We start from the raw sequence: 25,056 nt of genomic DNA, 5'->3' as shown, positions 1-25,056 counted from the left end.
ATGCCTAAACAAAAAACAAAATCCAGTGCCAAGAAGCGTTTTAAGCTTACCGGTACCGGTAAAATTAAAAGAAAGCACGCGTTTAAAAGTCACATCTTAACCAAGAAGTCTAAGAAACGTAAGCTTGCCTTGACGCACGATGCCCTAGTGGACAAGAGCGATGAGGACAATGTTAAGCAGATGCTTCGTTTGAAGTAAACAGTTTAACCGGTTAAAACAAATTATATAACCCTGGAGTATGGCCAAGCCTGTCTTGAAAAGTGTTGTAACAACAACCGCCTGCTACAAAACACAGTAAATTATGCCAAGATCAGTAAATTCAGTTGCTAAAAGAGCCCGTAGAAAAAAGGTTCTTAAGCAAGCCAAAGGATACTTTGGAAGACGTAAAAATGTATGGACCGTTGCTAAAAACGCCGTTGATAAGGCGATGCAATATTCCTACCGCGATCGTCGCGCAAAGAAGCGTAATTTCCGCTCGTTGTGGATCGCACGTATCAATGCCGGTGCTCGCCAGCACGGAATGTCTTATTCTAAGTTTATGGGAGGATTAAAAGCAAATAATATCGATTTGAACCGAAAGGTACTTGCCGATTTAGCGATGAATCACCCGGAAGCTTTTGAAGCCATTGTAAAAAAAGTAAAGTAGGCGAAAGCCCAAAAACCATATTTATTTCGTTGAAAGCCCGCACCTTGCGGGCTTTTTTTATAGGAATTCTCAATTTATTGTATCTTCGTTAAAAGGCAATTACATGCGGAAGATTTACATCCTAATTATAGGCTTGCTTTTAATTCCTGTTGCACTGTGGTCTCAACAGGAAAGCAATTTTGTATTTAGGGATAACCATGGAAAGGCCGTATACCTTCCGCTAGGGAAAATTTCATTTGCCGATAAAGTACATTCCTTTCACCTGGGCTTTCCAAGGCCACTAACCATTTTTCGTGATAGCACTCAATCGCTGGGAACTCCCGATTACGTTGATTATCGCCAACCCGACTTTGTTTCTATTGGGTGTGGCGGACAATTAATTTTGACCTTTAACGATAATGGTTTTATGAATCTGAAAGGAGATGATCTCTACATTTTTGAAGTAGGTCCGTCGCGCGAAGGGGTACGGGTTGAAATCTCTATGGATGGGGAACGCTGGCACTATGCTGGGGCAACCAGCGGAGGCAAGTCGATGATCAATTTTAGTGATTTTCGTATTCCTGCCGATCAAATTTACTATTACGTGCGCCTTACTGATCTAAAGGACGAATGTACGGGTAGAACGGCAGGTGCTGATATCGATGCGGTTGCCGCCATCAATAGTGTCATTAAACTCACCTTGAACGCCGATGTTTTGTTTGATGTAGATAGCACCTACCTAAAGGAAGCTTCACAAGCCACTCTTGATTCTATTTCTTCGCTTCTGAAGGGCGTACGCAGTGCTACCATTCTAGTGGAAGGCCATACCGATAGTGATGGGGAAGCACAATACAATTATGACCTCTCCTACAATCGATGTTATTCGGTGGTTCAAAAACTGAAGGCCTTGTTGATCGATGATTCGCCATTCGCTTTTGAAATTAAGGCGCTGGGAGAACTATCGCCCAGAGTTCCCAATGATACCGAAGGAAACAAACAACTCAACCGTCGCGTAGAGATTACCGTACTACCCCCGGGAACGTATTACGAAAATATCAGGGAGTGATCAGGTCTTCTGCTTCTTCTTCTTCGCCGCAGGAAATAAGACATTGTTGAGTATCAGTCGATAGCCAGGGGAATTGGGATGTAGCGCCAATTCAGTTTTGGCATCCCCTACCCGATGCTGATAATCCTCGGGATCGTGTCCGCCGTAAAAGGTAAAGAATCCTTTTCCTCGAACACCATGAATATACCGGGCCTCGCCATTGGTTTTATTTTCTCCCATCACCAATACATTGTTTTTGATGGTACTTCTATCATAGCTGGTCGTTTGACCCATGAACCCTTTAACCAAGGCGGTATGGTTCTGCACTAACATACAAGGGATAGGATCCCACTTGGCGGAATAATCCATTAGGGAGAAATAATCAGTCTCCTTCGGAATTCTTCGCTTTCGCGTCATATCGATGGAAGAAAACTCATAGACCATAGGGCTCCGTTCCAGGATGAAATCGGTAAAGGCAAAGGTGTTATTAAAATCAATTTTACCCTGATAACCGGCGTCGCTGGGGTCGCCATCGAACATAGGCTCACAAATATCTACTCCTTCTGCCGCCAACGCGATATCAAAGCTATCGGTGGCACTACACATAGCGAACATAAAACCGCCTCCAACTACATAATCTCTAATTTTTAATGCGACGTCTAATTTTTCTTCGGAAACCTTTGAGTAGCCCAGGCGGCTTGCCAGGGCTTCGGCTTCATTTTTCTCCTGAATATACCAGGGAGCCGCACGGTATGCTCTATAAAACTTTCCGTACTGCCCTGTAAAGTCTTCGTGATGTAGATGCAACCAATCGTACAGTATTAGCTCGTCATTCAGCACTTCCTCATCATACACCACCTCATACGGAATTTCGGCATACGACAATACCATGGTAACGGCATCATCCCACGGTTGATTACCTTTGGGAGAATACACCGCTATACGAGGAGCCTTTTCAAGTACCACCGCTTCCATGTTTTGCGACGGACTGCTAATTTCTTCTAAGATCTGTTGTGTTTGCGCATCGCTGATCACCTCGAAGGAAACGCCCCGTATCTGACACTCCTTCCGAATCGATTCGCTATCTGGAAGCAGAAAAGAGCCACCGCGATAATTGAGAAGCCATTTTACTTTGAGTTCGCGCTCTAAACTCCAGTAAGTAATTCCATACGCTTTAAGGTGTTCTTTTTGACCCTCGGCGTCCATAGGAATTAATAGATACCTAGCCTGAGCACTAATAGTAACTAAAAAGAAAAATATAAAAGAAAGTAGCTTCGTCATAGTACGAATATAACGACAAAAATTAAGCCATAGTACCGGAAAACAGGCTTTCTTCTGTTTAGAATGGAATGTCGTCCTCCTCTTCCGGCGGTAGTCGGTCACCGTCGTTCATGGAACTGCCGAAGGCTTCATCGGCAGAAGGCAAATGCTCTGTCCTAAAGGTATCATCGTTAGCGGCATCATTCATGCGCGAATGAATCTCGGTGGGGTAATCGAAGGTATCCAAATTCTCGAATCGCCCCAGGTGTCCCACAAATTTGAGACGAATTTCATCCAGTCCACCATTCCGGTGTTTGGCTACGATAAACTCGGCTTGCCCTTCAGTGGGAGTGCGTTCTTCATCATCCCACTCATCAATCTTATAATATTCAGGGCGATAGATAAAGGAAACGATATCGGCATCCTGTTCGATCGCTCCAGACTCCCTCAGGTCACTAAGCAATGGACGCTTGCTTCCGCCTCGTGTTTCTACCGCACGCGAAAGCTGAGACAATGCGATCACAGGCACATTCAGTTCTTTCGCTAATGCTTTTAGATTTCTTGAAATCGTAGAGATTTCTTGTTCTCGATTTCCGCCCTTCTGACTTCCTCCTGCGGTCATCAACTGAAGATAATCGATCATGATGAGTTGAATGCCGTGCTGTGATGCCAGGCGACGTGCCTTGGCTCGTAGATCGAAAATAGATAAGGAGGGCGTATCATCTATGAACAAGGGGGCCTTCTCGAGTCCTTTCACCTTTACGTTAAGCTGTTCCCATTCGTGTTTTTCGAGATTTCCAGTACGTAATTTTTCGGAAGAAAGTCCGGTTTCCGAAGAGATCAAACGAGTTATCAATTGTACAGACGACATTTCCAAGGAAAAGAACGCGACCGGAATGTTGTGTTCTACGGAAATATTTCGTGCCATAGACAGCGTTAAGGCCGTTTTTCCCATCCCCGGACGTGCTGCAATAATTACCAAGTCACTGGGCTGCCATCCGGAAGTAAGCTTGTCTACCTTGGTAAATCCGGAAGGAATTCCTGACAGGCCCTCTTTGTTTGCGATTTCTTCGATACGCTTTTTGGCCTGAATAACTAAGCTTTGCGCTGTTTCTGAAGATCGCTTGATATTGCCTTGAGTAACTTCGTATAATTTAGATTCAGCCGTGTCCAGCAAGTCAAAAACATCAGTGGTTTCGTCATAGGATTCTTCAATGATCTCGTTCGAGATCTTGATCAGACTCCGCTGTATGAATTTCTGTAAAATGATGCGCGCGTGAAACTCGATATGCGCCGAAGAGGACACTTTTTGGGTGAGTTGGATCAGGTAATACTCCCCTCCTACTCGGTCTAATCTGGTATCCTTCCGCAATTGATTGGAAACCGTTAATAAGTCCACCGGCTCACTATTTTCGAAGAGTTTATGAATCGCTTCAAAAATGAATTGATGCGCATCTTTATAAAAAACTTCTGGGTGAAGAATATCGATTACCTCATCGACTCCTTTCTTATCGATCATCATTGCTCCCAGCACAACTTGCTCTAAATCAACCGCTTGTGGAGGTAATTTTCCCTTTTCCAACGCAATGACCTGCGAGGAGCGAGATTTCGGGGAGCTGTGAGGTTGGACCTTTTCCATGGGAGCGAATGTAAAAAAAATGTTAAGAGCAACCCCTACTTTTTTAGGATTCTCTATTCACTAGCCATTAACAATTGGACTGTTAATAACTAAAAATAATTGTTGATAACCTTAATTTTGAAGATACGGAATTTCACGGAAATATAGAAACCGCTGGTATCACCGAAACTATCCTTTAAAGACACCCATTTCAGAATATTTTTCCATGCGTTGGTCTACTAATTCTGATGGGGATAAGTTCTTCAATTCATCGTATACTTTTGCGATCGCTTTAGAGACGGTGAGATAGGTTTTTTCTTTATCACTATGTGCGCCTCCCAGAGGTTCTTTCACGATTTGATCGATGATTTTTAGTTTTTTCATATCGGTGGCAGTCAGTTTTAAGGCTTCTGCTGCCTGCTCTTTAAATTCCCAGCTTCTCCAGAGTATAGAAGAGCAGCTTTCCGGAGAAATGACAGAGTACCAGGTATTCTCTAACATTAAGATCTTATCACCAACGCCAATTCCCAAGGCACCTCCGCTAGCTCCTTCTCCAATAATTACTACGATAATAGGAACTTTCAGACGGGTCATTTCTAAGATATTCCGAGCAATAGCTTCTCCCTGACCGCGTTCCTCAGCCTCTAACCCCGGGTAGGCACCAGGAGTGTCAATAAGGGTGACCACAGGAACGTTAAATTTTTCAGCCGATTTCATCAAGCGCAGCGCCTTGCGATATCCCTCTGGATTTGCCATTCCAAAATTGCGGTACTGTCGCGTTTTCGTATTGTATCCTTTTTGTTGCCCGATAAACATGTAGCTTTGATCGCCAATCTTTCCCATACCTCCGATCATGGCCTTATCGTCTTTGAAATTTCGGTCTCCATGGAGTTCCAAAAAAGAATCCCCACAAATGGCTTTGATATAATCCAAGGTGTAGGGACGATTCGGATGACGCGACAACTGAACCCGCTGCCATGGCGTTAAATTTTTATAGATTTCCTTTTTGGTTTCGTTGAGTTTTTTTTCAATCTGCTTACAGGTATTGGTCACGTCAACATCACTCTCTTCACCTATCTGACAGGCCTTTTCATACTGTTCCTGTAGTTCTTTAATGGGCAGTTCAAATTCAAGATATTCCATAAACTTGCTTGCTGTTAATTAAGTCAGTTTACAAAGATAGAATTTTGTTTTTAGGTGGCGGCTTTGCGCTGGCGTTTTCTTTTCCATACCTTCAGTATGCCGTTGGCGATCACCGTAATAAGGATCAAGCCCGCGCCGTAGTAGAATTGCGGACTCATATATTCGTCGGAACCCAAAATGAGCAGTGCCAGTAAGATACCATAAACCGGCTCTAAGTTGATGGTAAGCATAACGGTATACGGACTCAACCATCGCATCACATGAACCGAAGCGATAAACGCATAGGCGGTACAGGCAGACGCCAATAGCAATAAGTAGCCCCAGTCGGTGCCCGAAAGCTGAAAGAACGCCGTGGTAAACCTCCCTTCTATCAGTAGGTATAGGGTAATGCACGCTACCCCTGCAAGCAATTCGTAAAAGGTAATGGCTGCCGCTTTGTATTGCTGCGCATAGCGCCCATTGATCACCGAAAATAATGCTCCAAGAAAAGAGGCTGCTAGTGCCAGTAAGATGCCTTCGGTGTAATCGGTTTCCAGATCGAAAATCAAGTACAGCCCTGCCACTACTAATATTCCGAAGAACACCTCATACCCAATCACTTTCCGCTTAAAAAACAACGGTTCTAACAAGGATGTGAAGAAGGCACCCGTTGACATCACCGCCAGGGTAACCGAGACATTCGATACTTTGATCGCTCCAAAAAAGGTAATCCAATGAACGGCAATGATCAATCCCGACAGGGCGAATCCCAAAAGAGTGAGCGTTTTAAAACGCAATCCTATTTTTCTCCAAGCAATAAAGAGCGCAATGAAGATACTTGCCAACAACATGCGATACCAGACAAGGGGAATAGCATCAATGGTTATGAGCGCCCCCAGAACGGCGGTAAATCCCCAGATAAATACGATTACATGAAGATGCAGGTACTGACGTACATTATCGTTTTGCATTTCGAAGCAAGTATATCGCTAAGATAGCAAAGACAAAGTTGGGAAACCACGTCGCAATGAAGGGTGAGAAATCACTTTGTTCAGCCATGGTTCCGAAGATTTTATCAAAGAAGATAAAGACCATTCCGATACTAATTCCGATGGCCAAATTGACGCCCATCCCTCCGCGTCGCTTCATGGAAGAAACCGCCACGGCTATGATGGTTAAGATATAGGCAGAAACAGGTATGCTCCAGCGTTTCCAACGCACTACTTCGTAGCGATTTATGTAGGACGATCCTTTTGCCTTTTCCCGCTGAATGAAGGTGTTGAGTTGTGTAAAGTTTAAGGTTTCGGCTATGTATTCCACCGGCGTAAGATCTTCTATATCGAAGGTAAAGACCGTATCGAGTTTGGGCTGATAGATCAATTCGTCTTCATTGGCACCTACAATGCGCTTATTGTAATTGAAGAGCGTGTAGGTGCTATCCTCAACATTGTATTGAATGCTTCCAGCCGAGATTTTGTATTCCAATTCATTTCCGTCGAAATGTTCTAAGGTGAAGTTATTCCCCCGATTTTGATTGACATTAAAGTAACTTACATAAATATACTCATCGTCATTAATTTGACGATAGACATTGGTTTGGTCGCGATCTTGCGTCCCTTTTTTAAGATAATTGTATTTGAACTCATTAAACCCTTTACTCGCCATTGGAGCCAGGTACATTCCCAACACCAAGGCACCAATACAGACTATGGTGGCACCAATCATATAAGGCCGTAGAAATCGGTAGAAGGATACACCACTACTCAAAAAAGCAACCACTTCGGTATTATTGGCCAATTTTGAGGTAAACCAAATCACCGAAAGGAATAGGAACAGCGGAAACAAGAGATTCGCAAAATAAATAGTAAAGTCCAAATAATATTTGGCCACTTCAATGAAGGGTACCTCATTGGCCAGGATCTTATCGATCTTTTCGGCCAAGTTAACGGTAATTCCTATGGGAATAAACAGCAGCAACATAAGCACAAAAGTGCCCAGGTATTTCCGCAGTATGTATCGGTCTAAGATACTCAGCATCCTATAAGCGTTTATCCATTTGTTGTACCATGGTATTCTTCCAAGCAAAAAAGGTGCCTGCCTTGATCTGCTTCCGGGCTTCTCGTGTCAACCATAGGTAGAACCCGAGGTTGTGTATGGTGGCAATCTGTCTCCCCAACATTTCATTGACCGAAAATAAGTGTCGAAGATAAGCTTTGCTGTAGGCGGTATCCACCCAGGTGATTCCCATCGGATCGATCGGGGAGAAATCATCTTCCCACTTTTTATTTTTGATATTGATAGTGCCTTCTGCCGTAAACAGCATTCCATTTCTTCCATTTCTGGTAGGCATCACGCAGTCAAACATATCGATCCCTAACGCAATATTTTCTAATATATTGATCGGGGTTCCCACACCCATGAGGTATCGCGGTTTTTCCTTCGGAAGAATTTCCGTCACTACTTCGGTCATGGCATACATTTCCTCGGCCGGCTCCCCTACTGAGAGTCCGCCTATCGCATTTCCCGCAGCGCCTACGGAAGCGATGTATTCTGCCGACTGTTTCCGAAGGTCCTTATAGGTACTCCCCTGCACAATCGGAAAGAAGGTTTGATCATAGTCGTATGCCAAAGGAGTGTTGTCTAAATGGGCAAGGCACCGATCCAACCATCGATGCGTCATGTGCATCGATCGTTTGGCATAGTTGTAATCGCAAGGATACGGAGTACATTCGTCGAACGCCATAATAACATCAGCGCCGATCAGACGTTGAATTTCCATCACACGTTCTGGGGTGAAAAAGTGATAACTGCCATCAATATGTGATTTAAACTTCACGCCCTCCTCTTTAATCTTTCGGTTCGCTGAAAGCGAATACACCTGATACCCGCCACTGTCGGTAAGAATATTACGTCCCCAGTTCATAAACTTATGAAGTCCGCCCGCCTTTTGAATGATATCGGTCTGCGGACGAAGGTACAAATGGTAGGTGTTTCCCAAAATGATATCGGGATTGATCTCTTCCTCTAATTCGCGTTGATGCACCCCTTTCACCGTCGCAACGGTCCCTACCGGCATGAAGATCGGCGTCTCTACCGGGCCATGTGCCAATTGTATGGTTCCGGCACGGGCGCGGCTGTTGGGATCTGTGGCTTCTAGTGAAAATTGCATGTAGCGTGCGTTTCGTTACTCGGACTGCAAAGATAGAATGATTTATGAGTTTCTTCGGAAATATGAACCCCAATTGGAACCCAACGAGTAATTAACGACAATTCGTTAATAAATGCTGAACCGCTCCCTTTGTTACCCCTCCCTAAAGTAGTACTTTTGAAGCATCAAAATTACGATGATATGCCAGAAATCGCAGCCCTCAACGACTTAGTTACTCAGGTTCGTAGAGATATTCTCAGACAGGTTCACAAGGTGAACTCAGGACATCCGGGTGGATCCTTAGGATGTACCGAATTTTTTGTCGCCCTCTATCAAGAATTAATGGAACACGATCCTAGCTTTTCGATGGATGGAAAGAATGAAGATCTTTTCTTTTTATCTAATGGGCACATCTCTCCCGTATTTTACAGCGTATTGGCGCGTTCGGGTTATTTTCCGGTGGAAGAACTACGCACCTTCAGACATATCGACTCTCGCTTACAAGGACATCCCACAACGCATGAAGGACTTCCGGGAATACGCATTGCTAGCGGAAGTTTAGGGCAAGGTATTTCGGTAGCTATTGGCGCAGCCGAAGCCAAGAAATTAAATAATGACAGCCATCTGGTATACACGCTTTGTGGTGACGGAGAATTGCAGGAAGGCCAAAATTGGGAAGCGATCATGTACGCAGCCGGAAATGCAGTTGACAACTTGATCGTTACTGTTGACCTGAACGGTCAACAAATTGATGGAGCCACTCAAAATGTGCTTCCGCTTGGAAATCTGAAGGAGAAGTTTACCTCCTTTGGCTGGCATGTACTGGACATCGAAAAAGGAAACGACCTGGAAGCGATCCTCACAGGAATGCGCAAGGCCAAAGAAGCAACCGGAAATGGAAAACCAGTGTGTGTCTTACTGCATACGGTGATGGGCAATGGGGTAGATTTCATGATGCATACGCATGCCTGGCATGGGAAAGCGCCAAATGACGAACAGCTAGAAACGGCCTTGGCACAGAACCCTGAAACCCTAGGAGATTATTAATATGAAATACCTTCTAATTTCCTTTCTTGCCCTATGCTGTCTCGTAAACGGAAAGGCACAAAACAAATCTGTACAATTGGATTATGAGGTAACCTATGCTATTCCTAGTCCAAAAAGAAATACAGTAGACACCATTGGGGTTCATTTTGCGAAAAGCGGAAAATTTCTATTCACCGATTCAAATACCATCGGAACGGAATTTAGTAAAGAAATTTTTGAAAATCGAGCCATTGATTTTTCAAGTGCTACCACCTCGATTCTGCTTGATACAGAAGTGTTGCAGCTCTTTTTTAATTACACACTGGGTAGAAGTACGGTCTACTTCGTCATGAATATGGAAGATATTATTCCAGTTACCAATGAACCACTAGGGAAAAAGCTTTCCATTATTTCTGAAAAAATAACGGATGCACCAAACGCTTCAGATAAGAAGTATGAAACTTATGCATTATATACAGCGGAGGAGCCGGAAAACATCATTACCCTCACGGTAGACCCCACTAGACCCGTAAACAATAATGCCATCATTGGCGAGTTCTTCAGGTTGATGTTATCGAAAACGAATAGCACTGCTGATGATATATCATTCGATATTCCTCAGGGATTGATCGTTTCGGTAGCCGTATCAGGTACTACCCTATTAAACGCAATTCAAATTGCGGATGTTACAACCAAAATCAATATTTCACACACCTTCAACATAGAGCAATGAAAACATATACAGATAGCGGAAAAAAAGATACGCGTTCAGGTTTTGGCGCCGGACTCACCGAATTGGGATTATCAAACCCAAACGTTGTAGCCCTCTGTGCCGATCTTACCGGATCCTTGAAGATGGATGAATTCAAAGAAAATCATCCAGAACGTTTTTTTCAGGTAGGAATTGCCGAAGCCAATATGATGGGAATTGCCGCCGGTATGACCATTGGTGGAAAAATTCCATTTACAGGAACCTTTGCCAATTTTTCGACCGGGCGTGTGTACGATCAAATTCGTCAAAGCATCGCCTACAGTGGGAAAAATGTAAAAATATGTGCCTCTCATGCCGGACTTACACTGGGGGAAGACGGAGCGACACACCAGATTTTAGAGGACCTCGGACTCATGAAGATGTTACCCGGTATGACGGTAATCAACACCTGTGATTTCAATCAAACGAAAGCGGCAACGATCGCGATCGCCGATCATAACGGACCAGTATATTTGCGATTTGGCCGCCCTAAAGTACCTAATTTCACACCTGAAAATCAAACCTTCGAAATTGGCAAGGCTATCACGCTACAGGAAGGGACTGACGTCACCATCATTGCCACTGGACACTTGGTATGGGAAGCACTAGAGGCCGCTAAGACACTTCACGAAGCAGGCGTTTCAGCAGAAGTCATTAACATTCATACCATAAAACCACTTGACGACGAAGCCATTCTAAGCAGCGTGCGAAAAACCGGCTGTGTGGTTTCCGCGGAAGAACATAACTATCTTGGCGGACTTGGAGAAAGTGTGGCGCGCGTGCTCACACAACAATTGCCTGCCCCGCAAGAATTTGTAGCTACCCAAGATACTTTTGGTGAATCAGGTACTCCAGAACAACTCATGGAAAAGTATGGATTAAACGCGGCTGCCATAACCAAAGCAGCTCACAAAGCTATGTCTCGGAAATAAAACGCAATCCTTATATATTCAGGTTTTAAGAATAAAAAAAGCCCGGTAGCTACCGGGCTTTTTTATGGGTTGTTGGATGCGTTCTTAATTCTCAGCATCTAAATGATCGTCGATTCCGTTCTCATCCTCATCGAAAATAATGGTGGTGATGGTAATCATATTGCTAGAAGTATTTACCTCCCGCTTTACCTCTACTTCATTCTTAGCAGCGTTTAACACCGGCTCATCACCTTCTGCGAAGGTATAGGTGTTGATGACAATCTCATCTCTCGTAGGACGTCCATCGCCATCATCGTCGGCATCAAAAATATTGAAATTCCCATCGCCATCCGTATCGTCGTCTTCTTCCGTTTGATTGTTGTTTAGATCTTCAAATACCGAAGGTATACCATCCATATCCTGATCGCCGATTTGACGCGCGTAGGTATTGAAGGTGAAAATCAATTGAGAATACAAAGGTATTCCTGAGTTGGGCGGCGCATCGGCATAATAGCCCAAGCCAGAAGGCACAAAGACAGCTCCAATTCCGAAGTCTTCAAAGCGAAGCGTACCATCGGGATTTGTTTCTTGAGAGGCCGCTCCCCTAAATTCTACCAGCGCATCCTGAAATCCATTTACCACGCCGGTAAGATCAAAGTTCAAAGGAGTGGCTGAACTACTGAACAGTTCATTATAGGGAATGTTATCAAATTCTTCCGTGAAATACCGACCTTCAAAGCGCAAGGTGGCGATATCGGCAAATTGGATTTCGTTACCGCCGCCTTCATTGACCACCAAGTAGTATAGTGTATAGGTAACTCCCGATTCCCGTGGGTCGTTCACTTCTTTGGAACGCACTTGTTCAATCAACGGAACCTTCTCGGCATTGTCGCCGGCCAGCGTATCAATTCTGATTCGAAAGTCGAAACCTGCCGTTGGATTCTCAAATTCTTCGTAATTATAGAAGTGAGACTGTAAAAATTCTTCAATTTCTGCTTGTGATTCTGCGGCTTCTTCCGCGCGGTCCCGTAACGGAATACCGTCGGCTCCACCGATGTCGTCATCCTTTCGGCAAGACACAAAAACGGACGCCATAGCAAGCATTACAAGGAGTAAGGAAACATTTCTATTCATCATCTTTTTTTGAGGGCGCAAGATACAATTTTCTAGTATTTTTGTCACTTATTATAACGTCCAAATTTAGCAGGTTGTATGCGGGTTGACAAATATTTATGGTGCATTCGGCTTTTCAAAACACGTAGTCAGGCGACACGGGCTTGTAAGAAAGGGCATGTGAAAGTATTGGAGGCTTCGGTAAAGCCCTCTCGTGATGTCTTTCCCGGAGATACTGTGGAGGTCCGAAAGAACCAAATCAACTATCAAATTGAGATTTTAGACCTCCCTCCCAGTCGGGTGGGCGCCAAATGGGTCGATCGCTATCGCAAGGATAATACACCTGACGAAGCGTTTGAACAACAGGAATTGCTCAAGGAAGCTCAAGATTACTATCGGAAGAAAGGCACCGGGCGACCTACCAAGAAAGACCGGAGGGATCTGGAAGATTTTGCCGACTCGCAATCGGATGAGGACTAAGGAATTTATATCTTTGAAAAAATATCATATCTGTGACCGCTACCGTTATTCTTACGCAAACTGAAATCGTCTACAAGATTCGTCGCATGGCTTTTCAAATTTATGAGACTAATGCTTCCGAAAAAGAAATTGTTATTGCCGGCATCGCGGACAATGGGTTTATCCTGGCAAAACGTCTCAAAACATGGGTCGAAAAAATTGCGCCCATTACCGTTCATCTATGCGAAGTTACTATTGATAAGGAGCATCCCAGAGCCCCGATTAAAACGAGCTTATCAGCTTCAGAATATGCCGAAAAATCGGTAGTATTGGTAGATGATGTGTTGCATTCCGGTACTACCCTCATCTATGGAGTACGCCATTTTTTATCGGAACCGTTAACGCAATTTAAAACGGCCGTATTGGTAGACCGAAATCATAAGAAATATCCAATCAAAGCCGATTTTAAAGGAATCTCGTTATCGACTTCCCTGAATGAAAACATCAAAGTTTATTTAGACGGAACCAACGATCGGGCCCTCTTAGAATAATCGCAAGAGGATATCTTCCACAATGTCTCGAAGGGAACGATCATCCACTGCTACCGTGATCGAGGCTTGATTGTAATAAAACCCTCTTTCAAAGAGATGTTTCCGAATAAACTCTTCCAACAATTCCTCGGTTTCTAGGTGGGAAATTACTGGACGTTTGTTTCGCTCTGGAAACAAACGCGCTGTCAAGGTTTGAATCGAAGCTTTCAAATAGACGGTCTGCACAGCGTCGCTTTTCCTGATCGTTTCCATTACTGTTCCGTAACAAGGCGTTCCTCCCCCGAGGGCGATTACTTGCTGTTCTTTATCATCTAACCAGTGCGCAACGGCTGCTGCTTCTTTCTTTCGGAAATACACTTCACCTTTGTCCTGAAACAACTGGGTGATGCTCCTTCCTTCCGTTTGTTCTAAATAATGATCTAGGTCAACAAACGGAAATGACAGCGCTTCCGATAGCTTCTTTCCTACCGCCGTTTTCCCGCTACCCATATACCCTATTAAAAGTACTTTCATATGGTCAAAGGTACAAACTACAGCACACCCATACCACTCCCCTACAAATTCAAAAAATTATTCAAGAATAGGTTTGAATTATAAATTTAATGATAGTATATTTGCACCCGCATTCAAGGAAAGACCTGGTAGCTCAGTTGGCAGAGCATCTCCCTTTTAAGGAGAGGGTCCTGGGTTCGAGCCCCAGCCAGGTCACAACTACAAAAAGTCGACGCTATCACACGTTCGACTTTTTCTTTCTACGCACATACCGAGGTGCTGGAATTGGTAGACAGGCATGGTTGAGGGCCATGTGTCCATTAGGGCGTGTGGGTTCGACTCCCATCCTCGGTACAAAGGCTATCGTAATGATAGCCTTTTTTATTTGTTTACTGAATCAACCTAAGTTTTAAACATTTTTGTACCTTGGCATCACCAACCAAGACCTATGCACGTTAAGACGAAATTCAGTATTAAAGACCTGGAACATCTTAGTGGTGTGAAAGCACACACTATTCGAATTTGGGAAAAGCGCTACAATCTACTACAGCCGCATCGCACCGAAACCAATATTCGCTATTACGATGTTGAAAACCTAAAACGCCTGCTCAACATTACCTTTTTATATCACGAAGGTATAAAGATCTCAAAAATTGCTGGCTATGATAGTACTCAGTTAAAAGAAACTATCGATCAGTTTGCAGAGAACCGCACCGAGAGTCATGCCATCAATGCTTTTAAAACGGCTATGTTTGAATTTGATGTGCGGGCCTTTTCAAACACCTACCAACAGCTTGTCAAAGAACGGTCGTTTCGGGCGGTGTTTGAGCATGTCTTTCTTCCGCTGCTACACGATATTGGCGTGCTTTGGCAGACCGGAGCGATTGACCCGGCCCATGAACGCTTTATTTCCGAATTGATAAAACAAAAAGTAATTCTTCAAATAGAGGCACAGCAACAACTCCCAAAGATGGTAGATAAACCCGTGTTCTGCCTCTACCTTCCCTATGGCGAAATACATGAAATCGGCCTCCTGTACACCTATTACGAACTGTTGAATCAAGGGTTTTCAGTAGTGTATTTAGGTGCCAACATTCCAACACAAAGCCTGCCGCATGTGGTAAAACATTACGATTCCTTAGTGTTTGTCTCGTATCTCACCGTACAACCTCAGGAACAGCGCATTGAAGACTATGTATCCGACTTCAATAATGAAATTGCCTTAGGCTCCCACCGCAAACTATGGCTGATGGGCGGCAAGATACGCGGGCTCTCCAAACGCGATTTTCCGAAGCACCTAAGCCTTATCCACAATGTAGCGGAGCTCGAAAAGAAGCTGGAAACATTAAAGAAATGATAAAATTCAATTGATAGTTCTTTATTGTTTAAATATAATGTACATTCGTTAAACAAAATGAAAGCATCCATCGCTATTATCGGATCCGGCTTTTCCAGCCTTGCAGCAGCCTCTTATCTGGCGCAAGCGGGTCATTGGGTTACCATCTACGAGAAAAACGAAACCATTGGAGGACGTGCACGACAGTTTCAGAAAGAAGGCTTTACCTTCGATATGGGCCCCACCTGGTATTGGATGCCCGATGTGTTTGAGCGATTCTTTCAGGATTTTGGAAAACACCCATCAGACTATTATGAACTGGAAAAATTAAATCCTGCCTATACGGTTTACTTCGGAAAAGAAGACACCATCACCATAGAGGATACACTCGAAAAAATTTGCATGGCCTTTGAACGAGAGGAAGAGGGCAGCTCGAAAAAATTAAGGCATTTTATGGACATGGCCTTAGACAACTATAACATTGCCATTAAAGATCTCGTTTATCGCCCGGGTGTGAGTCCGTTAGAATTGGTAACCCCCGTAACTATGAAGAAGATAGGGCAATTCTTCAGCACGATCAGTAAGGAGGTCCGTAAAGAATTTACCAATCCGAAGCTCATTGCGATTCTGGAGTTCCCGGTATTATTTCTCGGCGCAAAGCCTTCGGACACCCCTGCTTTCTACAGTTTCATGAATTATGCCGATTTCGGTTTGGGTACCTTTCATCCTAAAAAAGGAATGCATGCCGTGATACAGGGCATGGAGACGCTGGCGCGTTCTCTGGGAGTTACAATTAAAACCAACCATCCTGTTTCCGAAGTACTTATTGATAATCGCACAGTCACAGGCATACGCGCCAAGGGTATGGATATTGACGCGGATGTTGTTGTAAGTGGTGCCGATTATCATCATACCGAGCAATTATTACCTAAACCCTTGCGACAATATTCGGAAGCCTACTGGAACAAACGCACCTTTGCCCCCTCGGCCTTGTTATTTTACGTTGGTTTTGAGAAACCTCTTAAAAATGTAGAGCATCACACCTTATTCTTTGACGTACCCTTTGAAGCGCATGCCGTGGACATTTATGATCTTCCCAATTGGCCTAAGGAGCCATTGTTTTACGCTAGTTTCCCTTCAAAAACAGATACTTATATGGCGCCCGAAGGAAAGGAGGCCGGGATTTTTCTCATTCCCCTTGCGCCGGGACTTGACGATACGTCAGCCTTGCGTGAGGAATACTTTGAAAAAATTATCAGTCGTTTTGAATCATTGACCCAACAGGACGTAAAAAATTCTATTATATTTAAGGAATCCTTCTGCATCGAAGATTTTGTGAAGGAATATAATTCGTATAAAGGCAATGCCTATGGATTGGCCAATACCTTACTGCAGACAGCGTTCTTGCGACCCAATTTAAAAAGTAATAAAGTGAAACAATTATTCTTTACCGGCCAACTCACAGTTCCAGGACCCGGTGTGCCACCGGCCCTGATTTCCGGAAAACTCGTGGCTGGTTTGGTAGAAAATTCACTTCAGAAAAAACATCAAAAATCTAAGTCGGTTGCCACATGAAAATACTCTTTGATTCCGTTTCCCATCGTTGCAGTAAGACGGTGACCCAATCGTACAGCACCTCTTTCTCGCTAGCGACCAAGATGCTGTCCCCAACCATTCGGCAGGACATTTACAATATTTATGGTTTTGTAAGGCTTGCAGATGAGATTGTAGACAGCTTTCACGATTATGAGAAAGAATCGTTATTCAACCGGTTTGAACAAAGTCTCGAACAAGCCCTGGCAGAACGCATTAGTCTAAACCCTATTCTAAATTCATTTCAGGAAACGGTACATGCGTATGATATCGATAGAGCGTTAATCGCGGCCTTTATGAAGAGCATGCGCATGGATCTCACTAAAAAAGTGTATCTGTCTGAAGAAGAATATCACGAATATATTTACGGTTCGGCAGATGTCGTGGGATTGATGTGCCTCAAAGTGTTTGTAAAAGGAGATGCTGAAAAGTACGAAGCGTTGAAAGAAGCTGCGATGCACCTGGGCTCAGCTTTTCAGAAGGTTAATTTCTTACGAGATTTGAAAGCCGATTACGAAGGATTGGATCGCACCTATTTTCCAAATACCAATCTGGAAGCCTTAGATGAAGCGTCAAAACAACAAATAATCGCAGATATTGAAAACGATTTTCACTTAGGATACAAAGGAATTTTACAGCTTCCGGCCGAAGCTAAATTTGGAGTTTTTATGGCCTATCGCTACTATCGCAGGCTGCTCAAAAAACTCAGTAAAACCCCGGCCATAGAAATAAGAAAAACGCGTATACGAGTGCCGAATTACGAGAAGTTTGGCATTTTAACGCGTAGCTATGTTAAATACCAATTAAAGCTCGTTCGATGATAGATGTATTGCTCTGGATCGCCATTTTTTTAGGAACCTTTTGCATAATGGAGTTTATGGCGTGGTTTACGCATAAGTATGTAATGCATGGCTTCTTATGGTCGCTTCACAAAGACCATCATAAAAAAGATCACGGTAGCTGGTGGGAGCGCAATGACCTGTTCTTCATCTTTTATGCGGCCGTAAGTATTGGTTGTTTTATCGGATGGAACTATTATGGTTTTTGGGCAGGATTGCCCATCGGCTTGGGTATTTTTGGATACGGACTCACCTATTTCTTCGTGCATGATATCTTTATTCATCAGCGTTTTAAAATGTTTCGCAATGCTAATAATTGGTATGCCAGAGGAATTCGAAGAGCTCATAAAATGCATCACAAGCACCTCGGAAAGAAGGATGGAGAATGTTTCGGAATGTTGTTCCCTCCTTTGAAATACTTTAAACGATAAATGCAATACCTCTATCTGTGGTTAGACCTGGGGTCTTTAGCGGTTCCCTTGCTTTTCAGCTTTCACCCGCGATTGGCCTTCTATAAAAAGTGGCGCTTCTTCTTCCCTGCGGTACTCTTTATGATGCTTATCTTCCTCCCCTGGGATATCGCCTTTACCCACCACGGTTTTTGGGGCTTTAATGAGGACTATCTATCCGGGATCTACCTATTAAATTTACCGATTGAAGAATGGCTCTTTTTCCTGTGTATTCCCTACGCTTGTATCTTTAGTCATTACGCCCTCCTCACCTTACTCCCAAAGCTGGTACTTCCTAAAAGAGTGACAGGGTATATTTACGTGGTACTTGTAAGTGTCTTAATCATCGCACTGTGGTATGGATACCTGCAATGGTATACATCGCTATGCTTCCTCTATGCGTTGCTCTTACTAGGGATTGTCTATAATACCCGCCCTCGTTGGTTGTCTGAGTTTTTTCCTACCTATCTCTTTATCTTGATTCCCTTTTTTCTGGTTAACGGATTACTCACCGGAAGTTGGATAGACGAAATGGTGGTTTGGTACAACAACGAGGAGAATTTTGGTGTACGCTTTGGAACGATTCCCGTGGAAGACACCATTTACAATTTGGGCATGTTGCTTACGGTATTTGCCGGAATGTCCTTTCTGGAAGCTCGTTATGAACGGAAGCGCTCGTAGCTATTCTTCCGCCAGCAAGCGATCCAGCAGGCGAAAAACCGATTCAGAATCCCACTGCGCCGCTCCGGTCTTCTCGATCACAATCGCACCGCTCTTACTGAGCACCCAGGTTTTAGGAATGCTTTGTGAAGCCAAGGCCGTAGGCGGACTTTCAAGCGGTCTATACACCGGAAATCGATACTCTTTAGCCTCCATAAAGCGTTGGATGACCGCTTCCTCTTCCGAAGAGACAAAGTAAAAATCAACAATATCTCCGTAAGCATCATATAAATTCTGCAAGGAAGGCATTTCGGCAACGCAGGGTGGACACCAGGTAGCCCATACGTTAATGATGGTTACACGACCTTCAGATTGCTTCAATGTATAGGTTTCAGAATCGCGGGTAAGCTTCCAGTGGTAATCGCTTAAGGATGTTTGGTTTTCGGCTTCTATTTCAGACGGACTCCACGAAAACAACCGTTGTAACCCTACCTGCAACGGCATACGTGTTTGAGGAATCAACAGCAGCACCACAAAGGCGATCAACAGTATATTAGATATATTTTTCTTCAGAAATTCCATTCCATAAAAATACTACATTTAGTGAAGTTCCCTATGTGAACCAACTTTATCAAGTGTTCATATTTTGAGAACTTTTAACATTTTTTTAGCTTTTATTATTTTGTATAATGCTTTTTAACGACTTATTTGTGTTTTCATAGCGTTTCGCTAGCCCCCAATATTTTTGTAGCTAATATTTTTCACATGAAAATACTTTGCATAGCGCTTCTGTGTAGCGTTCCCATATTTGCCCAAGTAGGTATTGGAACGGTAAGTCCAACAGCCAGTTTAGACATCGATGGGGATTTGCGGATCCGGGTGGTGAATGAGGAAATGAACAAGGACGTTGCCAAAGACTCGGTACTTGTATTATCGCGTGATGGAACGGTCAAAAAAATTGAAGCCATCGAAATAGTTGACAAAGCCTTGCCTACCGTTTTAAAAGGTAGTTTTAGTAGTAGTACAGTATTCTCAATTTCGCTCGCTTCTGGAAGTGCGATACTACCATTTGACGCTGAAGATTTTGATGCCAATGATGAATTTGACACGAGTACCTATACCTATACAGCCGGTCAGGACGGTATTTACGCCATAAGCGTGCAAATTAAAGCGACAGCCAGTCTTGGGGTAGCTACGAATTTTGGGGTCTCCATTCTTCGGAATGGTAGTATCATTTCACAGAATAGCTTCGCGAACGTGGGAATTTTAGGAATCAACGCGACGCCACCCCTGCGGCAATCTACCAACTTGGTAGCACTGTCGGCTGGCGATACTATTCATTTTGAAGTATTGGGCGATATCGCGCTAGGCACGATAGACCTCTTCGGAACCACCACTGAAAGTTATTTTACTATTCATCAGGTACGATAAAAAAAGTCCGCTTTTCAGCGGACTTCCTTACTTCTAAAAATCAAATTACTGATTCTGTATTTTGATCAGGTTCAAGGCAGAACCTTCACGATACCACTTAATCTGCGTATGGTTATAGGTGTGATTCGCTTTGATAGTGTCTTTGCTTCCGTCGCTGTGCACCACTTCAATCGTTAGTGGCGTGTCGGGTGCAAACTCCGCAATGTCCACAAAATTGAAGGTATCATCTTCCTGGATCAAATCGTAATCCTTTTCATTGACAAAGGTAAGCGCCAGCATTCCCTGTTTCTTCAGGTTGGTTTCGTGAATTCTCGCAAAGGACTTCACTAAAACAGCGGCAACTCCCAAATGACGTGGCTGCATAGCCGCATGCTCTCTCGACGAACCTTCTCCGTAGTTGTGATCTCCCACAACAATGGTTTTAATACCCGCCTTCTTGTATTCGCGTTGAACATCCGGCACTCCATTGTACTCACCATCCAATTGATTCTTCACAAAATTGGTCTTCTTGTTAAAGGCATTCACAGCGCCAATTAGGGTGTTGTTGGAAATATTATCTAGATGTCCGCGATAACGTAACCAGGGACCTGCCATTGAAATATGGTCGGTAGTACATTTTCCGAAGGCCTTAATCAACAATTTCACCCCTTGTAATTCACTATCCTGAATAGGCTTAAAGGGAGTTAGCAATTCCAGACGTTCACTGTCGGTAGCCACTTTCACTTCCACACTGCTTCCGTCCGCTTGAGGCTCTAAATACCCATTATCTTCTACGTCAAATCCTTTAGGGGGAAGTTCAATCCCGGCAGGTTCATCTAATTTTACTTCTTGACCCTCCTCATTGATTAGGGTATCATTTGCAGGATCAAAATCTAATCTACCCGAGATAGCAATAGCCGCCACCATTTCGGGCGACCCTACAAAGGCGTGGGTATTAGGGTTTCCATCGGCACGCTTCGAGAAGTTTCGGTTAAAGGAATGTACGATAGTATTCTTTTCTTCTCCCATCAAATCACTACGATCCCATTGGCCTATACACGGACCACAAGCGTTGGTAAATACGGTAGCTCCTAAATTTTCAAAAACCTGTAGGAGTCCGTCGCGCTCTGCCGTGAATCGAATTTGCTCACTTCCGGGGTTAATCCCGAAATCACTTTTCGGCTTTAGTTTTTTATCGATAGCCTGTTGCGCAATAGAAGCAGCACGAGTAAGATCTTCATACGAAGAGTTTGTACACGAACCTATTAATCCCCACATCACATTAATGGGCCAATCGTTTTCTTTCGCCTTGGGTCCTAGTTCTCCTACCGGCGTCGCCAGGTCGGGTGTAAAAGGTCCATTTAAGTGTGGGCGTAATTCTGAAAGATTGATCTCGATCACTTGATCGAAGTACTTTTCAGGATTTTCATAAACTTCCGGATCACCGGTAAGGTGTTCTCTAATTTTATTGGCCTCATCAGCGATTTCAGCACGTTCGGTAGCCCGAAGAAAACGTTCCATGGCATCGTCGTACCCAAAAGTAGAGGTGGTCGCTCCAATTTCGGCCCCCATATTACAAATGGTTCCTTTACCGGTAGCCGAAAGATTTTTCGCACCCGGCCCAAAGTATTCTACAATACAACCGGTTCCTCCTTTTACGGTAAGAATACCCGCCACTTTCAGAATTACATCTTTAGAAGCGGTCCAACCACTTAATTCTCCGGTCAACTTTACACCAATCAGTTTTGGGAACTTCAGCTCCCATGGCATTCCGGCCATTACGTCTACCGCATCGGCTCCTCCTACTCCAACGGCCACCATTCCTAATCCACCAGCGTTTACGGTATGCGAATCAGTACCGATCATCATTCCACCCGGATAAGCATAATTTTCAAGTACTACCTGGTGAATAATCCCGGCTCCTGGTTTCCAGAAACCAATGCCGTATTTATTGGAAACAGACTCTAAAAAGTCGAACACTTCATTACTGGTCTCATTGGCTCGCTTCAAATCTTTCGCCGCTCCTTCTTTGGCCTGAATAAGGTGGTCACAATGAACCGTGGTAGGTACCGCTACTTTGTTCTTTCCGGCTTGCATGAATTGAAGCAACGCCATTTGCGCGGTAGCATCCTGACATGCAATTCGATCAGGTGAAAATTCTACGTAATCTTTCCCGCGCACGAATGCTTTATCAGGAGTTCCATCCCATAGATGGCTGTATAATATTTTTTCTGAAAGGGTAAGCGGTTTCCCAATAATTTCGCGGGCTTTATTGATGCGTTCCGGCATCTGCGCGTACACCTTTTTTATCATCTCAGTATCGAAGGCCATAAATTCTTTTTTTGGTTTTTGAAGTGTTGCAAAAATACAAAATATAAAACGTCTTTAAAAATAAGTAACAAAATAGCTATAAACCGAAGAATATTTCAATAAAACGTAATTTATACTGAAATATAATACGTGTATTTGAATTTTTAGTACATAAAATTATCATTTTGTTAATTGTGTGGTTGGAATTTTTTCGTTATTGCCGGAGCCTCTCGAAGATCCATCATCGGTTTTTCATAATATCGGTAAAGGAGGTAGGCACACCCAATGGTAAGCGCTATGTACGCGAGCGAAAAAACAGGAAGCCATCCATCGGGTAACGCGGCGATGGGAACATAGGTGTTGAGCAACTGCAACAGGATGGAATAGTGCAGTAGATACATAGAATACGAAATAATACTGATAAAGGTAATGGGTCGAGACAGCCAAACGGGAGCCTTCCTCAAAGAGGATAACCAAGGGAGCCACAATGCGATGGCCAAAGAACACAGCGGGAAGTACAGCACGTTATAGAGCCAGGGCGCTTCCGTGATAGTATGTGAGGCTATATAGGCATGTAATCCGAAGAACAACAACAAACCGATGAATACTCCATGGAAACGCCACTGATACCATTGTTTCGAAGCGACCTTTGATAGATACGCAAAAAGAACCCCATAAAAAATGGAGTCGATTCTGTACAACACTACCGCCCGTAATTCAATATTCCATTGTTCTAAGGTAGTTAAGGTATGGGTGCTTGTAAAGACAATCTTTGTACACAAGAAAAGTAGCAATAAGAAGACAGTTACCAGCAAAAACTGTCGTTCTCTCTTTAGTTTGGTTCCGAAGAGCACGGCGAGCCATAACAGCAAAGGTCCTATGATATACGCAACCTCTTCCACCGGCAAGCTCCAGGATTCTGTGAAGAAAATATCCATACCGGAAGTAATGTTCTGAAGAAAGAAAAAGTACTTCGGAAGGCTCTCCGGCAGGTTTCTTCCTATAATCAATACCAACAGAATATTCAGCAGCAGGACTAAATAGTAGTTTGGAAGGGTTCTGAACCAGCGACGAATCAGAAAATAAAAGAGTTGCTTTCTATGAAACTGTGAATCGGTAACGATCCGGTACAAGATGCGGCCGATCAAAAAGCCACTTAGCACAAAGAAGAGTTCTACCCCTAGCACGCCAGAGAAGGTAATAAGGGTCACCCAAGACCCCGAGGCCTCCGGAAAGACCCAAAACGAATGAGCGCCTACCACAAACAAAATCGCTGCGGCGCGCATTACGTCTAATCCAAATATTCTATTTTTTACGGGAGATGAAATCACCTTCGATACTACTGTAAAACGAAGGTACGCAAATTGGCAGAATACGACTTCCTAAAACAAGCCGCGAATGATCTCCTCTATGGATAAGCCTTCTGCTTCCGCCTTGTAATTCTTGATCATACGATGGCGTAGGATTCCAGTGGCTACCTTCTGAACGTCTTCTATATCGGGAGAGAATTTACCATGTAAAGCGGCATTCGCCTTAGCCGCTAAAATAAGGTTTTGAGAAGCCCTCGGTCCGGCACCCCAGTCAATGTAATTCCTAACGGTCTCCGTAGCTGCGGAACCTTTTGGACGCGTCTTGCTCACCAGTGTAACCGCGTATTCTACTACGTTGTCGGCTACCGGAATCTTTCGAATCAATTGCTGGTACTTCAAAATCTCCTCGGCATTGAACAATGCCTGAACGGTTTCTGTTTGGTCGGTAGTTGTTGTTTTTACCACTTCTACCTCTTCGTCGAAGGTGGGATACTCTAAGTTGATAGCAAACATAAAGCGGTCTAATTGCGCTTCGGGTAATGGGTAGGTACCTTCTTGTTCGATAGGGTTTTGGGTCGCCAATACGAAATACGGCAAGGCTAATTTATAGTGATTGCCGGCTACTGTAACGGCACGTTCCTGCATCGCCTCGAGTAAGGCGGCCTGTGTTTTAGGAGGCGTCCGGTTAATCTCATCCGCCAGAATAATATTCGCGAAAACCGGTCCTTTGATAAATTTAAACTCACGATTCTTGTCTAAGATTTCAGAACCCAGAATATCACTCGGCATCAGGTCGGGTGTGAACTGAATCCGTTTAAATTGAAGACCTAGCGTTTGCGCCACTGTATTCACCATCAATGTTTTTGCAAGTCCGGGTACTCCTATTAACAGGGCATGACCTCCCGAAAAGATGGATAATAACACCTGTTCGATCACCTCATCCTGGCCCACAATGACCTTTTTAATTTCTTGGCGTAAGGCGTTATATCGTTTTACCAGTTGTTCTACAGCGGCTACGTCTGACATAT

The 25,056-nt window shown here is 43.8% G+C and carries 26 protein-coding genes and 2 tRNA genes; 16 read left to right on the top strand and 12 right to left on the bottom strand.

Annotation, left to right across the window (positions count from 1 at the left end; all coding sequences use genetic code 11):
* The 3 genes from rpmI (at window position 1) to PO830_RS14370 (ending at window position 1,691) form a co-directional block, all read left to right on the top strand.
* On the top strand, window positions 1-198 hold the full coding sequence (gene rpmI, locus PO830_RS14380) for a 50S ribosomal protein L35 (protein WP_272854271.1): 198 nt from the start codon (window positions 1-3) through the stop codon (window positions 196-198).
* A 103-nt stretch (window positions 199-301) separates the two neighbouring features.
* On the top strand, window positions 302-646 hold the full coding sequence (rplT, locus tag PO830_RS14375) for a 50S ribosomal protein L20 (RefSeq protein WP_272854270.1): 345 nt from the start codon (window positions 302-304) through the stop codon (window positions 644-646).
* A gap of 103 nt (window positions 647-749) precedes the next feature.
* A complete protein-coding gene (locus tag PO830_RS14370) occupies window positions 750-1,691 on the top strand; it encodes an OmpA family protein (RefSeq protein ID WP_272854269.1) in 942 nt (313 codons plus the stop codon).
* Here the strand turns inward: PO830_RS14370 and PO830_RS14365 are convergent, their stop codons facing one another.
* The 6 genes from PO830_RS14365 to tgt form a co-directional block, all read right to left on the bottom strand.
* Complete coding sequence (locus PO830_RS14365) at window positions 1,692-2,951, bottom strand: asparagine synthetase B (protein ID WP_272854268.1); 1,260 nt, start codon at window positions 2,949-2,951, stop codon at window positions 1,692-1,694. It abuts the gene before it with no gap.
* 58 nt (window positions 2,952-3,009) lie between these two features.
* Entirely contained in the window at window positions 3,010-4,569 is a 1,560-nt protein-coding gene (gene dnaB, locus PO830_RS14360; RefSeq protein WP_272854267.1) for a replicative DNA helicase, read from the bottom strand.
* 168 nt (window positions 4,570-4,737) lie between these two features.
* Window positions 4,738-5,691 carry an acetyl-CoA carboxylase carboxyltransferase subunit alpha gene (locus PO830_RS14355; RefSeq protein ID WP_272854266.1) on the bottom strand — a complete coding sequence of 318 codons (954 nt, stop codon included), beginning with the start codon at window positions 5,689-5,691 and terminating at the stop codon, window positions 4,738-4,740.
* Window positions 5,692-5,741: 50 nt separating this feature from the next.
* A complete protein-coding gene (locus tag PO830_RS14350; RefSeq protein WP_272854265.1) occupies window positions 5,742-6,641 on the bottom strand; it encodes a DMT family transporter in 900 nt (299 codons plus the stop codon).
* Window positions 6,628-7,707 carry an LptF/LptG family permease gene (locus tag PO830_RS14345; RefSeq protein WP_272854264.1) on the bottom strand — a complete coding sequence of 360 codons (1,080 nt, stop codon included), beginning with the start codon at window positions 7,705-7,707 and terminating at the stop codon, window positions 6,628-6,630. The genes PO830_RS14350 and PO830_RS14345 overlap by 14 nt, the downstream gene beginning before the upstream one ends.
* A gap of 1 nt (window position 7,708) precedes the next feature.
* Window positions 7,709-8,839 carry a tRNA guanosine(34) transglycosylase Tgt gene (gene tgt / locus PO830_RS14340; RefSeq protein ID WP_272854263.1) on the bottom strand — a complete coding sequence of 377 codons (1,131 nt, stop codon included), beginning with the start codon at window positions 8,837-8,839 and terminating at the stop codon, window positions 7,709-7,711.
* Window positions 8,840-9,019: 180 nt separating this feature from the next.
* Between tgt and PO830_RS14335 the strand changes: the two genes are divergently transcribed.
* Genes PO830_RS14335 through PO830_RS14325 form a run of 3 tightly spaced genes read left to right on the top strand, consistent with a single transcriptional unit; the run spans window position 9,020 to window position 11,527 of the window.
* Window positions 9,020-9,865: a transketolase gene (locus tag PO830_RS14335; RefSeq protein WP_272854276.1), complete on the top strand. Its 846-nt coding sequence runs from the start codon at window positions 9,020-9,022 to the stop codon at window positions 9,863-9,865.
* 1 nt (window position 9,866) lies between these two features.
* Window positions 9,867-10,577 carry a hypothetical protein gene (locus PO830_RS14330; RefSeq protein ID WP_272854262.1) on the top strand — a complete coding sequence of 237 codons (711 nt, stop codon included), beginning with the start codon at window positions 9,867-9,869 and terminating at the stop codon, window positions 10,575-10,577.
* Window positions 10,574-11,527, top strand: coding sequence for a transketolase family protein (locus PO830_RS14325; protein ID WP_272854261.1), 954 nt, complete (start codon window positions 10,574-10,576; stop codon window positions 11,525-11,527). Before PO830_RS14330 ends, PO830_RS14325 begins: the two co-directional genes overlap by 4 nt.
* 84 nt (window positions 11,528-11,611) lie before the next feature.
* Here PO830_RS14325 and PO830_RS14320 read toward each other — a convergent pair whose 3' ends face one another.
* Window positions 11,612-12,643, bottom strand: a complete 1,032-nt coding sequence (locus PO830_RS14320) for an FKBP-type peptidyl-prolyl cis-trans isomerase (protein WP_272854260.1) — start codon at window positions 12,641-12,643, stop codon at window positions 11,612-11,614.
* A gap of 75 nt (window positions 12,644-12,718) precedes the next feature.
* Here PO830_RS14320 and PO830_RS14315 point away from each other — a divergent pair, with 75 nt between their 5' ends.
* Together PO830_RS14315 and PO830_RS14310 are read left to right on the top strand one after the other, a co-directional pair.
* The gene (locus tag PO830_RS14315; protein ID WP_272854259.1) at window positions 12,719-13,099 is read left to right on the top strand and encodes an RNA-binding S4 domain-containing protein; all 381 of its coding nucleotides are present in this window, start codon (window positions 12,719-12,721) and stop codon (window positions 13,097-13,099) included.
* Between the two features lie 26 nt (window positions 13,100-13,125).
* Complete coding sequence (locus PO830_RS14310; RefSeq protein WP_442870121.1) at window positions 13,126-13,629, top strand: phosphoribosyltransferase family protein; 504 nt, start codon at window positions 13,126-13,128, stop codon at window positions 13,627-13,629.
* On the opposite strand, the gene PO830_RS14305 is transcribed toward PO830_RS14310, so the two are convergent.
* Window positions 13,621-14,142 (bottom strand): shikimate kinase, encoded by a 522-nt coding sequence (locus PO830_RS14305; protein WP_272854257.1) that lies wholly within the window; start codon window positions 14,140-14,142, stop codon window positions 13,621-13,623. The two genes, PO830_RS14310 and PO830_RS14305, sit on opposite strands and share 9 nt — an antisense overlap.
* A 122-nt stretch (window positions 14,143-14,264) precedes the next feature.
* Between PO830_RS14305 and PO830_RS14300 the strand changes: the two genes are divergently transcribed.
* The 7 genes from PO830_RS14300 (at window position 14,265) to PO830_RS14270 (ending at window position 19,019) form a co-directional block, all read left to right on the top strand.
* A tRNA-Lys gene (locus PO830_RS14300) sits at window positions 14,265-14,337 on the top strand.
* A gap of 54 nt (window positions 14,338-14,391) precedes the next feature.
* Window positions 14,392-14,475, top strand: a tRNA-Leu gene (locus PO830_RS14295).
* Between the two features lie 94 nt (window positions 14,476-14,569).
* Window positions 14,570-15,478: a MerR family transcriptional regulator gene (locus PO830_RS14290; RefSeq protein ID WP_272854256.1), complete on the top strand. Its 909-nt coding sequence runs from the start codon at window positions 14,570-14,572 to the stop codon at window positions 15,476-15,478.
* A 57-nt stretch (window positions 15,479-15,535) separates the two neighbouring features.
* A complete protein-coding gene (locus tag PO830_RS14285; RefSeq protein ID WP_272854255.1) occupies window positions 15,536-17,032 on the top strand; it encodes a phytoene desaturase family protein in 1,497 nt (498 codons plus the stop codon).
* Entirely contained in the window at window positions 17,029-17,871 is an 843-nt protein-coding gene (locus tag PO830_RS14280; protein WP_272854254.1) for a phytoene/squalene synthase family protein, read from the top strand. Before PO830_RS14285 ends, PO830_RS14280 begins: the two co-directional genes overlap by 4 nt.
* Window positions 17,871-18,320: a sterol desaturase family protein gene (locus PO830_RS14275; protein WP_272854275.1), complete on the top strand. Its 450-nt coding sequence runs from the start codon at window positions 17,871-17,873 to the stop codon at window positions 18,318-18,320. The genes PO830_RS14280 and PO830_RS14275 overlap by 1 nt, the downstream gene beginning before the upstream one ends.
* The gene (locus tag PO830_RS14270) at window positions 18,321-19,019 is read left to right on the top strand and encodes a lycopene cyclase domain-containing protein (RefSeq protein ID WP_272854253.1); all 699 of its coding nucleotides are present in this window, start codon (window positions 18,321-18,323) and stop codon (window positions 19,017-19,019) included.
* Here PO830_RS14270 and PO830_RS14265 read toward each other — a convergent pair whose 3' ends face one another.
* A complete protein-coding gene (locus PO830_RS14265) occupies window positions 19,020-19,580 on the bottom strand; it encodes a TlpA family protein disulfide reductase (RefSeq protein WP_272854252.1) in 561 nt (186 codons plus the stop codon).
* A 183-nt stretch (window positions 19,581-19,763) separates the two neighbouring features.
* Between PO830_RS14265 and PO830_RS14260 the strand changes: the two genes are divergently transcribed.
* Window positions 19,764-20,429: a hypothetical protein gene (locus PO830_RS14260; protein WP_272854251.1), complete on the top strand. Its 666-nt coding sequence runs from the start codon at window positions 19,764-19,766 to the stop codon at window positions 20,427-20,429.
* Between the two features lie 45 nt (window positions 20,430-20,474).
* On the opposite strand, the gene PO830_RS14255 is transcribed toward PO830_RS14260, so the two are convergent.
* The 3 genes from PO830_RS14255 to PO830_RS14245 all read right to left on the bottom strand — a co-directional run bounded on the left by PO830_RS14255 (window position 20,475) and on the right by PO830_RS14245 (window position 25,054).
* Window positions 20,475-22,739, bottom strand: a complete 2,265-nt coding sequence (locus tag PO830_RS14255) for an aconitate hydratase (RefSeq protein WP_272854250.1) — start codon at window positions 22,737-22,739, stop codon at window positions 20,475-20,477.
* Window positions 22,740-22,906: 167 nt separating this feature from the next.
* Window positions 22,907-24,004 carry an acyltransferase family protein gene (locus PO830_RS14250; RefSeq protein WP_272854249.1) on the bottom strand — a complete coding sequence of 366 codons (1,098 nt, stop codon included), beginning with the start codon at window positions 24,002-24,004 and terminating at the stop codon, window positions 22,907-22,909.
* Between the two features lie 96 nt (window positions 24,005-24,100).
* Window positions 24,101-25,054, bottom strand: coding sequence for an AAA family ATPase (locus tag PO830_RS14245; RefSeq protein ID WP_272854248.1), 954 nt, complete (start codon window positions 25,052-25,054; stop codon window positions 24,101-24,103).
* Window positions 25,055-25,056: the final 2 nt, after the last annotated feature.

This window comes from Altibacter sp. HG106 (assembly GCF_028561755.1).
GTDB lineage: Bacteria > Bacteroidota > Bacteroidia > Flavobacteriales > Flavobacteriaceae > DFVG01.
The sequence above is the reverse complement of the archived record's forward strand: the minus strand, read 5'-3'. Positions and strand labels throughout refer to the sequence as shown.

Bases quoted from the DNA above. Each gene is read 5' to 3' on its own strand.
- rpmI (WP_272854271.1), top strand. From the start codon at position 1: ATGCCTAAACAAAAAACAAAATCCAGTGCCAAGAAGCGTTTTAAGCTT.
- rplT (WP_272854270.1), top strand. From the start codon at position 302: ATGCCAAGATCAGTAAATTCAGTTGCTAAAAGAGCCCGTAGAAAAAAG.
- PO830_RS14370 (WP_272854269.1), top strand. From the start codon at position 750: ATGCGGAAGATTTACATCCTAATTATAGGCTTGCTTTTAATTCCTGTT.
- PO830_RS14365 (WP_272854268.1), bottom strand. From the start codon at position 2,951: ATGACGAAGCTACTTTCTTTTATATTTTTCTTTTTAGTTACTATTAGT.
- dnaB (WP_272854267.1), bottom strand. From the start codon at position 4,569: ATGGAAAAGGTCCAACCTCACAGCTCCCCGAAATCTCGCTCCTCGCAG.
- PO830_RS14355 (WP_272854266.1), bottom strand. From the start codon at position 5,691: ATGGAATATCTTGAATTTGAACTGCCCATTAAAGAACTACAGGAACAG.
- PO830_RS14350 (WP_272854265.1), bottom strand. From the start codon at position 6,641: ATGCAAAACGATAATGTACGTCAGTACCTGCATCTTCATGTAATCGTA.
- PO830_RS14345 (WP_272854264.1), bottom strand. From the start codon at position 7,707: ATGCTGAGTATCTTAGACCGATACATACTGCGGAAATACCTGGGCACT.
- tgt (WP_272854263.1), bottom strand. From the start codon at position 8,839: ATGCAATTTTCACTAGAAGCCACAGATCCCAACAGCCGCGCCCGTGCC.
- PO830_RS14335 (WP_272854276.1), top strand. From the start codon at position 9,020: ATGCCAGAAATCGCAGCCCTCAACGACTTAGTTACTCAGGTTCGTAGA.
- PO830_RS14330 (WP_272854262.1), top strand. From the start codon at position 9,867: ATGAAATACCTTCTAATTTCCTTTCTTGCCCTATGCTGTCTCGTAAAC.
- PO830_RS14325 (WP_272854261.1), top strand. From the start codon at position 10,574: ATGAAAACATATACAGATAGCGGAAAAAAAGATACGCGTTCAGGTTTT.
- PO830_RS14320 (WP_272854260.1), bottom strand. From the start codon at position 12,643: ATGATGAATAGAAATGTTTCCTTACTCCTTGTAATGCTTGCTATGGCG.
- PO830_RS14315 (WP_272854259.1), top strand. From the start codon at position 12,719: ATGCGGGTTGACAAATATTTATGGTGCATTCGGCTTTTCAAAACACGT.
- PO830_RS14305 (WP_272854257.1), bottom strand. From the start codon at position 14,142: ATGAAAGTACTTTTAATAGGGTATATGGGTAGCGGGAAAACGGCGGTA.
- PO830_RS14290 (WP_272854256.1), top strand. From the start codon at position 14,570: ATGCACGTTAAGACGAAATTCAGTATTAAAGACCTGGAACATCTTAGT.
- PO830_RS14285 (WP_272854255.1), top strand. From the start codon at position 15,536: ATGAAAGCATCCATCGCTATTATCGGATCCGGCTTTTCCAGCCTTGCA.
- PO830_RS14280 (WP_272854254.1), top strand. From the start codon at position 17,029: ATGAAAATACTCTTTGATTCCGTTTCCCATCGTTGCAGTAAGACGGTG.
- PO830_RS14270 (WP_272854253.1), top strand. From the start codon at position 18,321: ATGCAATACCTCTATCTGTGGTTAGACCTGGGGTCTTTAGCGGTTCCC.
- PO830_RS14265 (WP_272854252.1), bottom strand. From the start codon at position 19,580: ATGGAATTTCTGAAGAAAAATATATCTAATATACTGTTGATCGCCTTT.
- PO830_RS14260 (WP_272854251.1), top strand. From the start codon at position 19,764: ATGAAAATACTTTGCATAGCGCTTCTGTGTAGCGTTCCCATATTTGCC.
- PO830_RS14255 (WP_272854250.1), bottom strand. From the start codon at position 22,739: ATGGCCTTCGATACTGAGATGATAAAAAAGGTGTACGCGCAGATGCCG.
- PO830_RS14250 (WP_272854249.1), bottom strand. From the start codon at position 24,004: ATGCGCGCCGCAGCGATTTTGTTTGTGGTAGGCGCTCATTCGTTTTGG.
- PO830_RS14245 (WP_272854248.1), bottom strand. From the start codon at position 25,054: ATGTCAGACGTAGCCGCTGTAGAACAACTGGTAAAACGATATAACGCC.